This is a genomic window from Rhodococcus sp. NPDC049939 (assembly GCF_040656415.1).
Classification (GTDB): Bacteria; Actinomycetota; Actinomycetes; order Mycobacteriales; family Mycobacteriaceae; genus Rhodococcus_F.
Window position 1 is genome coordinate 591704 of the sequence record NZ_JBFAMC010000001.1, and the last position, 14696, is coordinate 606399.

Sequence of the window (14696 nt, forward strand, 5' to 3'; positions counted from 1 at the left end):
GGACCGTCCAGACGTCAGTCGGCGGCGGCCACGAGTGGCTCGAGTGTGAGGTCGGGCAACTCCTTCTGGATGTACTGCAACCGCCACTTGTCACTGACGAGAGCGAGCATCACCCCGTCCGAGCGGGTGAATACCTCGACGCCGCGCTGGCGGTTCAGCTCGTCGGCGGACGCAGCGTCGGTTCGTCGCGCCACGGCGTAGCCGAGCGGCTCCATCCGGGCCTCGACGTTGAACTCGGCCTTCATACGTGCCGCGACCACCTCGAACTGCATCGGTCCGACGGCAGCCATGACGGGGGAGGCGTCGCCGCGGAGGTCGTTGCGGAGGATCTGTACGACACCTTCGGAGTCGAGCTGGTCCACGGCGCGCCGGAACTGCTTGTACTTGCCTGCGCTTTCAGCTCGCAAGATCGAGAAGTGCTCGGGGGCGAAGGACGGGATCGGCGGGAACTCGACCTTCTTGTCGAAGAACAGGGTGTGTCCGGGGGCGAGTGCCGTGGCGTTCACGAGCCCCACCACGTCGCCGGGGTACGCGGATTCGACCGTCGAACGTTCACGTCCGAACACGGTTTGTGCGTACTTGGTGGTGAAGGGCTTCCCGGTTTGGGCGTGGGTGACGACCATGCCGCGCTCGAATACGCCCGACACGATGCGCATGAACGCCAGTCGGTCACGGTGCGCCGCGTCCATGCCGGCCTGGACCTTGAAGACGACCGCACTGAACGGGTCGGTCACTTCGCGTGGTGTGCCGGTGACGTCCTCCCGAACGCCCGGCGCAGGCGCCAGTTCCACAAGGGTGTCGAGGATCTGCCGGACACCGAAGTTGAGCATCGCGGATGCGAAGATCAGCGGCGACGTCTGCCCTCCCAGGAACAGCTCTTGGTCGTGGTCTTGGCCGGTGGCCGAGAGTAGTTCGCTCTCCTCCACAGCGGTTTCCCATTCGGAGCCCTCCTTGGCGAGGGCGGAGTCGGCGTCCATTACCTCTTCGGGAGCGATCTTCGCACCACCCGCCGTGCGCGTGAATCGGATGTACTCGCGTGGAGCACCTCCCTCCCCGCGACGTAGCAATCCGCGGAAATCGCCCGCGATGCCCACCGGCCAGAACAGCGGGGTAGGGGTGAGGCCGATCCGTTCCTGGATCTCGTCGAGAAGTTCGAGCGGTGTCCTGCCTGGACGGTCCCATTTGTTGATGACCGTGATCACCGGGATCCCGCGGTGGCGGCACACTTGGAACAGCTTCAGGGTCTGCGGTTCGAGGCCCTTCGCCGCGTCGATCAGCATGACGGCGGCGTCGACCGCAGTCAGGACCCGGTACGTGTCTTCCGAGAAGTCGGAGTGGCCAGGGGTGTCGACCAGGTTGATCACGTTGTCGACTACATCGCCTGCCGCCACCTCGGTGGATCGGTAGTTGAACTGCAGCGCCGTGGAACTGACCGAGATTCCGCGTGCCTTCTCCATCTCCATCCAGTCGGAGACCGTCGACTTGCGGCCTGCCTTGCCGTGGACTGCGCCTGCCTCGGAGATGACCTTCGCATGCAGAGCGAGAGCCTCGGTCAGCGTCGACTTACCTGCGTCGGGGTGCGAGATCACCGCGAAGGTCCGGCGGCGGAGAGCTTCGGCCCCGATGCCCTTGTCGGATTTCCCCTGTGGCGACATTGCTGCCGAGGGAGTGCGGACGGCGCCGCCGTCGATAACGGCACCGAGGTCATTTGATTCCGAATCGGCTCGAGTGGTGTCAGCCGCGTCGGACGGGGTAGTCAACGAAGAACCTCGCGAGGGTCGGATGGGCGTAGAGGACCGTGTGGCCGGACCCCAGGTTACTCGGATGCCGAACGAGAGCTTCCAGTCGGATCCCTGAGGCAGCGATTCCACGCACAGCCAGCGGAGAGTAACGCTCGGACCCCTGTTCCGTATTAGTCACAGTAAGTCGTCGGAGTGCTCCGAATGAAGTTCGGCGGTCGGGCACTCCAAGTGCGGGAGGAGGGGTTTTGAGTAGATTCACAGACGAGATGTACTCGACCGCGGCAGGCAGCACCAACGGTCTGAATACAGGTGAGCCGGGTGTGCCTGTGAGGCAGTCGTGGGGAGAGATCCACAAGATGTCCCGGCGGATGGCAGGGGCACTCGCCGAGGCAGGTATAGGACACGGCGACGCCATCGGCATCCTGGCCGGTCAACCGGTCGACATCGCACCCTCCTGCCAGGCCACGTGGATGCGTGGCGCTTCCGTCACGATGCTGCATCAGCCCACACCTCGTACCGACCTGGCCGTGTGGGCCGGGGACACCGAAACGGTCATCACGATGATCGACGCGAAGGCGATCATCGTGGGGGCACCGTTCGACGCAGCGAAGCCATTGCTAGAGGAGCGCGGCATCCTGGTGCTGACGGTGGAGGAGTTGAAGGGCGGCACCGAGATCGGGCCCGTCGACACGTACGAGAGTGACATCGCCCTGCAACAACTCACGTCCGGTTCCACCGGTTCGCCCAAAGCGGTGCAGATCACGCACGAGAACTTCTACACCAACGCATACGCGATGATCGATCGCATCAAGTTCTCCATCGAGGACGATGTGATGGTCAGTTGGCTGCCGTTGTTCCACGACATGGGCATGGTCGGCTTTCTCAGCGTGCCCATGCAGGTCGGCGCCGAGGTCGTGAGCATCACCCCGTTGGACTTCCTGCGGACGCCTCTGCTGTGGGCGGAGCTGATGGGCAAATACAAGGGCACCGTCTCAGCAGCCCCCAACTTCGCGTACTCGCTGCTGGCCCGCCGCCTGGCACAGGCCGAGGACGGTGCCGTCGACCTCAGCACGGTCCGATACCTGTGGAACGGAGCCGAACCCGTCGACCCGGACACCATGGAGGCGCTTGCGACGGCCGGTGCACGGTTCGGTCTGAACCCGTCCGCGCTGGCCCCCGCCTACGGCATGGCAGAGACCACGCTCGCGGTGTCCATTCCCGACCCGGGGCAGGGTCCGGTCCTCGACTACGTCGATCCCGACCTGCTAGAGGCGATGCAGCGGGCGGTTCCGTCGAGCAAGCCGAACGCACGCCCCATGCCCACGCTCGGGAAGATGGTGCCGAATCTCGAGGCCCGGATCGTCGACAGCGAAGGCGAAGTGCTCCCCACCCGCGGGGTGGGGATCATCGAGGTGCGTGGCAAGGCAGTCACCCAGGGCTACGTCACCGTCGCTGGGCTGGAGCCCGCGCAGGACGCCCACGGATGGTTCAACACCGGCGATGTCGGCTACTTCACCGAAGAAGGTCTCGTCGTGGTGTGTGGACGGGTCAAGGACGTCATCATCATGGGCGGTCGAAACATCTACCCGACCGACATCGAGCGTGCCGCGGGGACGGTAGCCGGAGTGCGCCCAGGTAACGCGGTGGCGGTTCGCCTGGACGCCGGCCAGAAGAGGGAGAGCTTCGCCGTCGCAGTCGAGACCAATAACTACCAGGATCCCGAGGAGGTCAAACGCATCGAGCACGAAGTCGTGCATGCGGTTTTCTCCGAAGTGGGGGTCCGTCCCCGCACGGTGGCCGTGCTCGGTCCCGGCAGCATCCCCAAGACGTCGTCCGGCAAACTGCGCCGCACCACGTCCGTGACCCTCGTCGGCTCGTAGACTCGCGGCGTGGTGGCGGGGCGGCTAGTGCAGCTGGTTCTGTGCCGCCTCCAGTCCGACCTTCAACAGGAGTTCGACGGCATCGGCCGCCTGTTCGCAGACGAGGTCGAGCTCTTTGCGTTCGACCGTCGAGAACGGTTTCAGCACATACGATGCGGGGTCCATCCGCCCGGGCGGTCGCCCGATGCCGATGCGAGTACGTAGGTAGTCCTTGGTACCGAGCGAACTCGAGATGGACCGCAGGCCGTTGTGGCCGCCCTCGCCGCCACCCCGCTTCAGGCGGACCGTTCCGAAGTCGAGATCGAGTTCGTCGTGGACTACCACGATATTTGCAGGATCGATCGAGAAGAACCGGGCCAGTCCGGACACGGCATTACCGGACAGATTCATGAACGATCTCGGTTTGGCGAGGATCATCGGGCGTCCCTCCAGGCGGCCCTGGAGGATGTCGGCGCCACTCTTCTTGTGTACGCCGAACCTGCCGCCCATGCGCCCGGACAGCACGCCGGCCACCATGAAGCCGATGTTGTGCCTGGTCTTTTCGTATTGTGAGCCGGGGTTTCCGAGGCCCACCACCAAGGTCGTGTCTTCGCTCACCGACAGTGTCCTTCCCGTGCGTGAGGTCTCGTGAGACGACGGCGGCGCGTCATCCGGACATCCATCCGGAACGACGCGCCGCCGACGTCAGTGCAGTGGCGAGAGGATCAGTTCTGCGCCCTACTCGGCGGCAGGAGCCTCTTCGGGCTCGGCCTCGGCTTCGACGACCGGCTCCTCTTCGAGATCGGCAGCCGTCGGGGCCGCGGCCACGTTGACGATGAGCAGATCCTCGTCAGCCTGCAGGGTCGCACCCTTGGGCAAGTCGACCTGACCGGCCAGGATCTGGGTGCCGATCTCGAGGCCCTCGACGGACACCTCGATCTGCTCGGGGATCTTCAGCGCATCCACTTCAAGTGAGATGGTGGTTGCGTCCTGCGCGATCAGCGAGCCGGAAGCGGCATCACCGGTCACGACGACGGGAACGTCGACGGTGACCTTCTCGCCCTTCTCGATCACGAGGAGGTCGGCGTGCTCGATGTACTTGCGGATCGGGTGGACCACGACAGACTTGGTGAGCGCGACCTGTTCCTTGCCCTCGATGTCGAGGGTCAGGATGGCATTCGTGCCGTGCGCGCGCAGGATGGCTGCGAAATCGCGGGAGGGCACATTCAGGTGGCGGGGGTCTTTACCGTGGCCGTACAGAACTGCGGGGACCTGGCCGTCGCGGCGGGCACGGCGAGCGGCGCCCTTACCGAACTCGGTACGTACGGCGGCTACGAGGCGATTTGCGTCGGACATGGTGAAACGGCTCCTACAACTCAAAGCGGGCTACTGGCGTGCGGTTCGAGTCGACGAGGACGAACGCGCGACGGCCAGGAGCAAAGACGCCCGAACAAAGCCGTAGCCACGTCGATCACGGTGAGCCAGCCGATTGGAATCTTCCAGTTCACCCTCGCCGAGACAACTCGACAAACTCTACCGGACGGTGCGCTGACCTGCTAATCGAGAAAGACCTGGAGGTGCACAGGGCCTCACGTGGAGTATCGCCTAGCCCGTGTGGGACCCGGCCGCACGGATTCCGGCGCGCCGGCCGTAGAAGCTGCCGTCGCCGAGTGAGGTGCCGCTGGCGTATCCGCCCGCGCACACACCCGACGTGCATCGCCCCGCGGCGAACAGGCCCGGAATCGGCTCTCCCGACACGTGAAGTACTTCGGAATCGATCGTCGTCCGTAGGCCACCGAGCGGGAAGCCGAGCGTAAACCCGCGCAGGTCGATTGCCGCGACAGGTGAGCCGATCGGTTTCACCCACTCGGCCTTCTTGTGCAGTAGCGGATCCGTCCCGCCCTCGGCATGCCTGTTGTACATCTCGACGGTGGATTGGAGTGCGCCGGAGGGCATTCCCGCTTCGGATTCGAGTTCCGCGACCGTCTCGGCCACCCAGGTGGGCCGTATGCGCAGAAAGGGTGTGGCCGTGGTGGCGGCGGCGCCCGCTTCGTAAGAGGCCTCGTCGATGATGAGGAAGGCCTGGTTCTCCTGGTGGAACAGGGTCATCTGGCCGATCCGTCCCGAGTACGTGTCTTCCGGAACATAGCGCTGGCCAAGCCCGTTGACGAGGATTCCGCGAACGGTCAGCTGCGGATCGCACACGAAAGCGACCTCGGTCGCGTCCATGTGAGCGAGATCGGCGCCCAGTGCCTGAGCCATCAGAATCGAGCGCCCGTCGTGTTCCTCGATGGCTGCGCCGGGACGTCCGATGAGCCGGGGTGCGTGGGCCTCGACCATTCTTTCGTTGTACGCGAAACCGCCGCTGGCAAGGATGACGCCGCGTCGCGCCCGGACTGCAACCTCCTTGCCGTACCGTTTGGCGACGATCCCGACCACACGATCTGTGTCGTCGACGACGAGTGTCTGTGCGCGCATGTCGTATTCGGCGCGGACCCCGAGCTCTCGAGCGGTTTCGACGAGCGGTTTCATCAGCATGTACCCACCGCCTCTCTCGCCCGTTCGCTTGTCCGACATCTGTGGAACGTGTCCACGCGGTGCGGGTGTCGCGATCTCGTTGAACGGCGCCGCGTTCTCCCCACCGGAGTACACGAGGCCGTCGTCGAACGGTGGCTCCCAACCAGGTTCGCCCCAGAAGGTCTCCTTGAACGGAACGCCGCAGTCGACCAGCCAGTTGTAGTGGTCGACACTTCCGTTGCAGTAGTCGGTGATCTTTTCCTCGTCGGCGCCGGGACCGAGCGCCGCCATCATGAACTTCTTCATGTTCTCGGGGGAGTCTTCGAAGCCGCATGCCTTCTGGAGTGGAGTCCCGCCGCCGAGGTAGATCAATCCACCCGCGAGTGCGGCGGCACCGCCCCATCCACTGGTGCGTTCGAGAACGAGGACATCTGCACCCGCGCGTGCTGCCTCGATGGATGCGGAAACACCGGCGATGCCGTAGCCCACGACCACGACGTCGGCCTCGTAAGCCCATTCGGTCACTTCTGTTGCGGGTCGGGGTCGGATCGGGGTGGAATCGGCCATGGATGGAGTCCTCTCAGTCGATCACAGACGAAGCGCGGCAACGACAATTCTCAGACCCTAACGTGCGAGGCGTCCGTGAACCCGAAAACCGGTCCAGGTGGGTCCGAGTCATGCCGCGTCATCTGGCGAGCTGTCTGACTTCCGAGAGGAATCGTTCGAGGTCGTCTGGGGAGCAGAAGTAGTGCGGCGACGCCCGTACTACCGAGTCGAGTCCGCGTGCACTCATGTCCAGCAACGTATTTGCGCGCAGGCTCGACGTGACTGTGACGTTTCGTGCCGCCAACCGCTTGGTGACGTCGGCGGGATCCAGTCCGTCGATGGTGAACGACACTATTCCGCATCGGCGGGCGCCGAGATCACGCACGGTGACACCGGTCATATCGGTGAGTCCGGAGCGAAGGTGGTCGGCCGCGGTCAGCACGGCAGCTTCGACTTCCGACGGGCCGAGGTCCAAGAGATAGTCGACGGCAACACCGAGTCCGAGCCGTGCCGCGACGGCGCATTCCCAAGTTTCGAACTTGCTGGCATCGGTGACCGGCTGGTACGCGTCGGCGGCGGTCCACTCCGCACTGTGCAGATCAACTGAGGCGGGTTCGAGTGTCGCGATCAGTTCCGGACGGACGTACAGGAATCCGGTGCCCCGCGGCCCCCGTAGCCATTTCCGGCCTGTGCCGGAGAGGGCGTCGACGCCCAGTTCGCTGACGTCGATGGTGATCTGGCCGACGGATTGGCAGGCGTCGAGTAGCACCAGTGCCCCATGCGCGTGGGCCAGATCCGACACCTCGCGAACGGGGTTGACCAAACCGCTGTTGGTGGGCACATGGACGAGAGAGACGAGGCGGACACGGTCGTCGAGCAGATCTGCCAGGGCGTATACGTCGATCTGGCCAGTGGGATCGCTCGGGATCACGTCGATGGTCGCGCCCGCCTCCTGAGAGCGTTTCAAGAGAGCGATGGCGTTGCTGGCGTACTCGACCTCCGAGATCAGTACCCGGTCGCCGGGGCGGAGAGGGACGGCGTGAAAAAACCTGTTCCAGGAGGTGGTTGCGCCATCCGCCAAGGCGATGCTGTCGGCGTCGGCCCCGATCAATCGGCCCAGGGAGGTCTTCACTGCCGCGAGATCGCTGCTCCGCTCGATCGCCGCGACGTAACCGCCCACTTCGGCCTCTCGGCGCAGGTGCGCAAACATTGCATCCAGGACTTGCGTCGGCGAAAGCGAGGAACCGGCGCTCTCGAGGAACACCTTGTCCAGGCAGCCAGGTGTGTCCTGTCGCGCCTGCTCGAGGTCGAGCATGTGGATACCTCCCTCTGTGGGGTCAATTGACTCTGTGCGGTGAGACGGCTCGACGGGTACTCGTGCAAGTGAAAGTACTCCGATGAGCGTGCAAGGAGCGGCCCAGACACCTAATGTCTATAACGACATTCAGGCGGCGCCCGAAGGGGAGGTCGGATGGGTACGGCAGTTCAGTCGGCCGAGGGAACCCGCCTCACGTCGCGACCGGCGGCTGAGGCGTATCTCGGCGGTGTGTGCTTCAAGCTGGGTCCACCGCAGTTGATCGGCGCGGAATTGGAGTGGCTCACCGCGCAACCCCCTGATCGCGGCCGCCCAGAACTTGCTTCGCTGGCCGCAGCACTCGGGCCACACACTCCCCAAACCATTGATCCCTCTTCTCCTGCTCAGCCTCTCCCTGGTGGCAGCGCCGTCACGGTCGAACCCGGTGGACAGATCGAGTTGTCCAGCGCTCCCTATCGCTCCGCACGTGAACTGTGCGACTATCTCGTCGCCGATCATGCGGTTCTGGCAGACCTCTTGTCGTCTCAGTCCATTCTCATGACGTCCGCGGCCGCCGATGACAGTCGGCCCGCGCAGCGACTGATGCAGTCGCCTCGATACCAGGTCATGGAATCACACTTCGAGGAGATCGGGCCCTTCGGGAAGCTGATGATGTGCAACACCGCGGCAACGCAGATCAGCGTCGACGCAGGTGTCGATGCTGCCGCAGTTGAGGAGCGGTGGCGCCTTCTGTATGCAATCGGGCCGACCATGGTCGCGGCCTTCGCATGTTCGAGGCAATTGTTCGGGATACCCGAGGGCCAGTGGGCGTCGCAGCGAATGCGTACGTGGCTCGAACTGGACGCTCCCCGTACGATCGGTACTCCGAGCAGCGCCGACTATGCGTCATGGGTGCTGAACGCACCTCTGCTTTGCGTGTGCAACGACGGGGACGACTGGACGCCCCCAGCCGATGCGACATTCGGCGACTGGGTAGACGGGGCTCTGAGCGAAGTAATCGGGCGGCCGACAACGGCGGACCTCGACTACCACCTCACCACGTTGTTCCCCCCGGTTCGCGCTGTCGGGCACATCGAGGTGCGCTATCTCGACGCGCAACCCGGCGATCTGTGGCGGGTTCCGATCGCGGCTATCGATGCGTTGCTGTCGGGTCCGGGGGTAATGGCCGAGGCACTCGACGTGGCCCTACCTACGGCGGGGTGCTGGAAAAGCGCTGCACAATTCGGTCTACGTGACCTCGAGCTGCGTGCTTCGGCAACAGCTTTGCTGTCACTCGCGGCGTCGTACTCACCCGACCCAGAATTCGTCAGACTGCTCGACGCCGCAGCCGAGCGATGCTGCCGAGGCCGAGCTCCGAGCGAGGAAAGCTGATGGATATCCGAGAGAAGATCGAGACCGTGCTGACGCAGGCACGCGCGCGCACTGCCGGACTGACGGATTGCGTTGACGAGGGTGAACTCGTGGCACAGCATTCGCCGTTGATGAGTCCACTGGTGTGGGATCTGGCGCACGTCGGAAACCAGGAAGAGCTGTGGCTCGTCCGTGACGTCGGAGGCTTGGAGCCGATTCGCCGGGACATCGACGAGTTGTACGACGCGTTCAAGCATGCGCGGAAAACGCGGCCGTCGTTGCCGCTACTGAACCCGGATGAGGCCAGAGCCTATGTGGGTACGGTTCGTGACAAGACGTGGAACGTTCTCGACAGCTGCACTTTTCGTGGGCGTCCACTCGAGGAGAATGGATTTGCCTTCGGTATGATCGCTCAGCATGAGCAGCAGCACGCCGAAACGATGCTCGCCACCCACCAACTTCGCACCGGCGCAGCGGTGTTGAGTGCGGAGAATGCACCGCCGGTAGGGGTAGCCATCGCTGAAGACGAAGTGGTGATCCCCGCCGGCGGATTCGTAATGGGCACTTCGGATGATCCGTGGGCGCTCGACAACGAGCGCCCCGCACATTTCGTTCACCTTCCGGCGTTCGTGATCGACGCCGTTCCAGTCACCAACGGCCGGTACCTCGAATTCATCGACGACGGCGGCTATCAGCGACGAGAACTGTGGAGCGAACGAGGCTGGGCGCATCGGCTGGAGGCCGGGCTCGAGGCCCCACAGTTCTGGGAGGACGACGGGTGTGGAACCTGGTGGCGACGCAAATTCGGTGTCGTCGAGCCACTTCATTTCCACGAACCAGTCGTGCACGTCTGCTTCTTCGAGGCCGAGGCGTTCGCACGCTGGGACGGCAAACGGCTACCGACGGAAGCCGAGTGGGAGAAGGCGGCACGTTGGGATCCGTTTACCGGCAGGTCCCGCCGATACCCGTGGGGTGACGACGAACCTGACAGATCTCTCGCGAATCTAGGGCAACGGCACCTCGGTCCGGCTGTGGTCGGGGCGTATCCGTCGGGCGCGTCCCCCCTTGGTGTCCATCAACTGATCGGCGATGTCTGGGAGTGGACGTCGTCGTCCTTCGAACCCTATCCGGGTTTCACGGCGTTCCCGTATCGCGAGTACTCCGAGGTGTTCTATGGCGGCGACTATCGCGTGTTGCGTGGCGGTTCGTTCGGCACCGACCCGGTAGCGTGCCGTGGCACCTTCCGCAACTGGGACCATCCGATCCGCCGGCAGATCTTCTCAGGATTCCGCTGTGCCCGGGATCTGCCGGGGAGTGATCATTGAGATGTGCCGACACCTAGGCTATCTCGGACCGGAGCGGCCAGTGGGCGACCTCCTCGTTCGGGGTGAGAACTCGCTGTTGAATCAATCGTTTGCGCCGCGCGACATGCGAGGGGGCGGAACGATCAACGCCGACGGGTTCGGAGTGGGGTGGTGGGGAGACGAAGGATTCTCGCGCTACCGCAGCGATCAGCCACTCTGGTCCGATCCCGCCCTCCAAGAGACGTTTCGAAGTATTCGCTCAGGGGCCGTGGTCGCTGCCGCACGTTCGGCAACGGTGGGAATGCCGGTGCAGCGCACAGCATGTGCACCATTCTCGGACGAAGTATGGGCGTTCAGTCACAACGGGGTCGTGGGCGGATGGCCGGACTCCCTCGCGGAACTGGCCGCTGACCTGTCGACCGCTGACTTGTTGCAACTCGAGGCGCCAACTGATTCGGCGGCGTTGTGGCTACTGCTCCGACACCTGCTGCAGGAGTATGAACCGGAGAAGGCGCTGGTCAGACTTGTCGATTCCGTGACCGCCGTAGCCCCGCAGTCGCGATTGAACCTGCTGTTGGGCAACGGGCAGGAGTTATGGGCTACCACCTGGTACCACTCGCTGTCGGTGCTCGTCGACGACGAACGAGCGATCGTGGTATCCGAGCCTTACGACGACGACCCTGAGTGGCAATCGATCCCGGATCGGCACCTGGTGAGTGCGCGCCCGGGTCACCTGATAATCGCGCCACTAGAGATGGGAGCGAATTGAGGGTTCCCGCTCAGCAGTGGGTCCACCCCGAACGAAGCCGAAACCTGTACAAATCCATTTCCATCATGGAACAACCGCAATCAGGAGTACCGACATGAATCTTCGGCGTACAAACGATGCGGGCGCAGTTGGCTTGCGCCAAGGACACAAGGATTGGATGTTTCGATGACCGCCACGCCGACGCTCGAAGTGCATCTGCAACCGGAACAGTTGAGGGAGGCGCTCCGGAAGGACGCTACCATCGGACTGACCTCGAATCCGAAGTGGCTGCCTCCCAAGTGGTTCTACGATGCCCGAGGGAGCGAGCTGTACGAGGTGATCACGACGTTGCCGGAGTACTACCAGACCCGCACCGAACGTGCACTGCTCGTCGCGCATGCGGCGGAGATCGTGGCACTTGCGTCGCCGGAGATCCTCGTCGAACTCGGGTCGGGGTCGTCGGAGAAGACCCGGATACTCCTCGACGCCGCAAGACAGCATGGCACCCTGCATACGTATGTACCGCAAGATGTCTCGGTTTCGGCGCTCGAGGGTGCAGCGGAACAGATCGGATCCGAGTTTCCAAACCTCACTGTCCACGGTGTGGTCAGTGACTTCACCGATTCGTTGCACCACCTTCCCGGTGGCGGCCGTCGCACGATCGCTTTTCTCGGCGGCACGCTGGGGAATTTCGAGCCCGCCGAGAGGGCCGAGTTCTTGGCAGGCATCGCGGACGTCCTCGGCGCCGGAGAAAACCTCCTCTTGGGAGTTCAGCTTGTCGTCGACCCCTCCATCCTGATTCCGGCGTACGACGATGCGGCCGGCGTCACCGCACAGTTCAACCTCAATGTGCTTCAGGTACTCAACACGCAACTCGGTGCAAACTTCTCACTCGATGCCTTCCGCCATGTTGCATTGTGGGACGCCGAGAACGCCTGGATCGAGATGCGACTCGAAGCCACGAAGTCGATGACGGTTCGTGTGGATGCACTCGACTTCGAGGTCGACTTTGCGGAAGGAGAACAGATGCGCACGGAGATCTCGGCGAAGTTCACACCCGACGGGATACAGGCAGAGTTGGCGGCGTCCGGGTTCACCGTGCAGCGCGCCTGGATGGATCCGGACGACCGCTACGCGCTGTTGGTCGTCACCCGGAACTGAGGAAAAGAGCGACAGCGGGCCTACGCGCACATATAGTAGCCGGCGTATCGAAACCGACTCGAAGGAATGTCCGTGCGCCGTACGAACTTTGCCGCCCTTGCTCTCGTGGCCACTGTGGTGATCAGCATTCCCGCCACACATGCTTCAGCTCAGTCGCTGTCGTTGCCGCTCGACACGGGCAGCCTCGGTTCTGCAGGGGGGATGGCGGACGTGCCCATCGAGGACACTCTGCCCGAGTTGGTCGTGACGCCGATCCTCCAGGGCCTCGACCGCCCCTGGGATGCGGTCCAGGCTCCGGATGGCGCGATACTCACCGGCGAGCGATCCGGCGGTTTCTTCGTCCGCCGTGCGGACGGGTCGACGGGGCCGGTGGCCGCTGACCTCACCGATCTTTACGCAGAGTCGGAGACCGGGCTCATGGGTATCGCGCTCGCGGCCGACTTCGAACAGTCCCGCACGCTGTACACCTGTCAGGGATTCCAGGGTGGCGGGGTTACCGACATCCGCATCCAGTCGTGGACCGCTGACATCGGTTGGACCACGCTCACTCGCGGTCCGGTGGTGCTGGACGGCATCCCGACCATCGGGGGTAGGCACGGCGGATGCCGGATTCTCACTGCCGCGGATGGCACACTGTTCATCGGTACCGGCGACGCCGCGCAGCCGACGGTGCCGCAGGATCCCAACTCGTTGGGCGGCAAGACACTCCACATCAACACTGACGGAACGCCCGCAGCCGGAAACCCGAATCCGGACAGCCCCGTCTACTCCCTCGGCCATCGGAATGTGCAGGGCCTCGCTCAGCAGCCGGGGACAGGCCGCATCTACTCTGTCGAACACGGCACCACGTGGGACGACGAGGTGAACCTGCTCGAGGCGGGCGGTAACTACGGCTACAAGCCCGACCTCATCCCCGGAATCTACGACGAACGCGTGCCCATGACCAGTCAGATCCTTGTGCCTGGTGCTATTCCGGCAACGTGGAGATCAGGCAACTCGACGTTGGCCACCAGCGGTGGAGCCTTCGTGACCGGATCTGGATGGGGTTCCTGGAACGGCGCGTTGGTGATGGCCGCACTCAAGACGAAACAACTCGTCTTCCTGCGCCTCGCGGACGACGGGCAGTCGGCGACGGCCCAGACTTTCGGCCTGCAGGATCAGTACGGGCGCTTGCGCTCGGTGACGCCGTTGTCGGACGGTTCGCTGCTGGTCACCACAGATAGCAGTGGCACCGGCCAGGTGCTTCGCGTTACACCGCAAGGCTGAATGTCGATTGGAAGGGGCGGTCAGAACCAGGCGAGTGTGCGGCACGGTCCGCCGGATCCGCCGGCATGAGTCGGCGCGCCCACCATCACCGTCGCGCCCGACGGTGGAAGGTGTGCCAGGTTCGCGAGAATCTCGACCGCGTACTTCCCTGCTCCGAGGGCCGCGAGGTGGGCGCCGTAATTGGTGCTCCGCCCCGCGTCGATACTCGAGGTGTCCGTACCCAGACCGACTATGTCGCGCTCGCGTACCAGGAAGTCGACGGCGTCGGGATCGAAGCCCGGGGTGTGCTGGACACCGGCACGGTCCTGATTCGCGAAAGCACCCGGCAGTGCCACTCGTGTGTCCCACCCCGAGTACAGGGCGACCAGGCAGCGGTCTGGGAGGTGCCCGTGATCGGACTCCCAGTCGAGGATGTCCTGCCGCGTGAGCACGGTGTCGGGGTCATCCTGCGCACGGACGGAGATGTCGACCACGGCCACCGGCGCGATCAGGTCGGACGGCGGAATCTGTTCGACGGTGATGCCGTCGGGGCTCGCGTGAGCCGGAGCATCGACGTGGGTCCCCGTGTGCTCGTCGAGTCGTAATTCGTTCTTGTAGAAGACACTCGTGGGGGCGAGATCCAGTGATCCGAGCGAACTGCTCCCCGTCCCGATCTGCGCGATCGGGCGCATCTCGAACTGGCGTGCGCCCGGCCACACCGGGAAGTCGGGCGTAATTACGTGGGTGAGATCGACGATAGAACCACCGGGTCCCGGAGCTGCATTCGCTGTCTGCGCAGTCGCGGGAGCGGCCACCGCCGCGACTGCCACAGCCCCCATCCCCTTGAACACCGACCTCCGGCTGATGCGCCCATACACCTGATCCATCAGACGCGGCGAACACATTTGG

The 14696-nt window shown here is 64.1% G+C and carries 12 protein-coding genes; 6 read left to right on the plus strand and 6 right to left on the minus strand.

Going from position 1 to position 14696, the window contains the following annotated elements; translation table 11 throughout:
* Positions 1 to 14 precede the first annotated feature (14 nt).
* Complete coding sequence (locus tag AB0I57_RS02580) at positions 15 to 1760, minus strand: peptide chain release factor 3 (RefSeq protein ID WP_358329395.1); 1746 nt, start codon at positions 1758 to 1760, stop codon at positions 15 to 17.
* A gap of 227 nt (positions 1761 to 1987) precedes the next feature.
* Here AB0I57_RS02580 and AB0I57_RS02585 point away from each other — a divergent pair, with 227 nt between their 5' ends.
* Positions 1988 to 3622, plus strand: coding sequence for a fatty acyl-AMP ligase (locus tag AB0I57_RS02585; RefSeq protein ID WP_358329398.1), 1635 nt, complete (start codon positions 1988 to 1990; stop codon positions 3620 to 3622).
* A 24-nt stretch (positions 3623 to 3646) separates the two neighbouring features.
* Here the strand turns inward: AB0I57_RS02585 and pth are convergent, their stop codons facing one another.
* The 4 genes from pth to AB0I57_RS02605 all read right to left on the minus strand — a co-directional run bounded on the left by pth (position 3647) and on the right by AB0I57_RS02605 (position 7979).
* Positions 3647 to 4219: an aminoacyl-tRNA hydrolase gene (gene pth / locus AB0I57_RS02590; protein WP_358329401.1), complete on the minus strand. Its 573-nt coding sequence runs from the start codon at positions 4217 to 4219 to the stop codon at positions 3647 to 3649.
* 120 nt (positions 4220 to 4339) lie between these two features.
* The gene (locus tag AB0I57_RS02595) at positions 4340 to 4957 is read right to left on the minus strand and encodes a 50S ribosomal protein L25/general stress protein Ctc (RefSeq protein ID WP_358329404.1); all 618 of its coding nucleotides are present in this window, start codon (positions 4955 to 4957) and stop codon (positions 4340 to 4342) included.
* Positions 4958 to 5206: 249 nt separating this feature from the next.
* Positions 5207 to 6685, minus strand: a complete 1479-nt coding sequence (locus AB0I57_RS02600; RefSeq protein WP_358329407.1) for an FAD-dependent oxidoreductase — start codon at positions 6683 to 6685, stop codon at positions 5207 to 5209.
* Between the two features lie 118 nt (positions 6686 to 6803).
* Positions 6804 to 7979, minus strand: a complete 1176-nt coding sequence (locus AB0I57_RS02605) for an aminotransferase class V-fold PLP-dependent enzyme (RefSeq protein ID WP_358329410.1) — start codon at positions 7977 to 7979, stop codon at positions 6804 to 6806.
* A gap of 156 nt (positions 7980 to 8135) precedes the next feature.
* Here AB0I57_RS02605 and egtA point away from each other — a divergent pair, with 156 nt between their 5' ends.
* From egtA to AB0I57_RS02630, 5 genes are all read left to right on the plus strand, one after another.
* On the plus strand, positions 8136 to 9350 hold the full coding sequence (gene egtA / locus AB0I57_RS02610; RefSeq protein WP_358329413.1) for an ergothioneine biosynthesis glutamate--cysteine ligase EgtA: 1215 nt from the start codon (positions 8136 to 8138) through the stop codon (positions 9348 to 9350).
* Complete coding sequence (gene egtB, locus AB0I57_RS02615) at positions 9350 to 10654, plus strand: ergothioneine biosynthesis protein EgtB (RefSeq protein WP_358329415.1); 1305 nt, start codon at positions 9350 to 9352, stop codon at positions 10652 to 10654. Before egtA ends, egtB begins: the two co-directional genes overlap by 1 nt.
* A 1-nt stretch (position 10655) precedes the next feature.
* On the plus strand, positions 10656 to 11402 hold the full coding sequence (gene egtC, locus AB0I57_RS02620) for an ergothioneine biosynthesis protein EgtC (RefSeq protein WP_358329418.1): 747 nt from the start codon (positions 10656 to 10658) through the stop codon (positions 11400 to 11402).
* 165 nt (positions 11403 to 11567) lie between these two features.
* Entirely contained in the window at positions 11568 to 12542 is a 975-nt protein-coding gene (gene egtD, locus AB0I57_RS02625; protein ID WP_358329421.1) for an L-histidine N(alpha)-methyltransferase, read from the plus strand.
* Between the two features lie 66 nt (positions 12543 to 12608).
* Positions 12609 to 13808 carry a PQQ-dependent sugar dehydrogenase gene (locus AB0I57_RS02630; protein ID WP_358329424.1) on the plus strand — a complete coding sequence of 400 codons (1200 nt, stop codon included), beginning with the start codon at positions 12609 to 12611 and terminating at the stop codon, positions 13806 to 13808.
* Positions 13809 to 13828: 20 nt separating this feature from the next.
* On the opposite strand, the gene AB0I57_RS02635 is transcribed toward AB0I57_RS02630, so the two are convergent.
* The gene (locus AB0I57_RS02635) at positions 13829 to 14692 is read right to left on the minus strand and encodes a cyclase family protein (RefSeq protein WP_358329426.1); all 864 of its coding nucleotides are present in this window, start codon (positions 14690 to 14692) and stop codon (positions 13829 to 13831) included.
* Positions 14693 to 14696 lie beyond the last annotated feature (4 nt).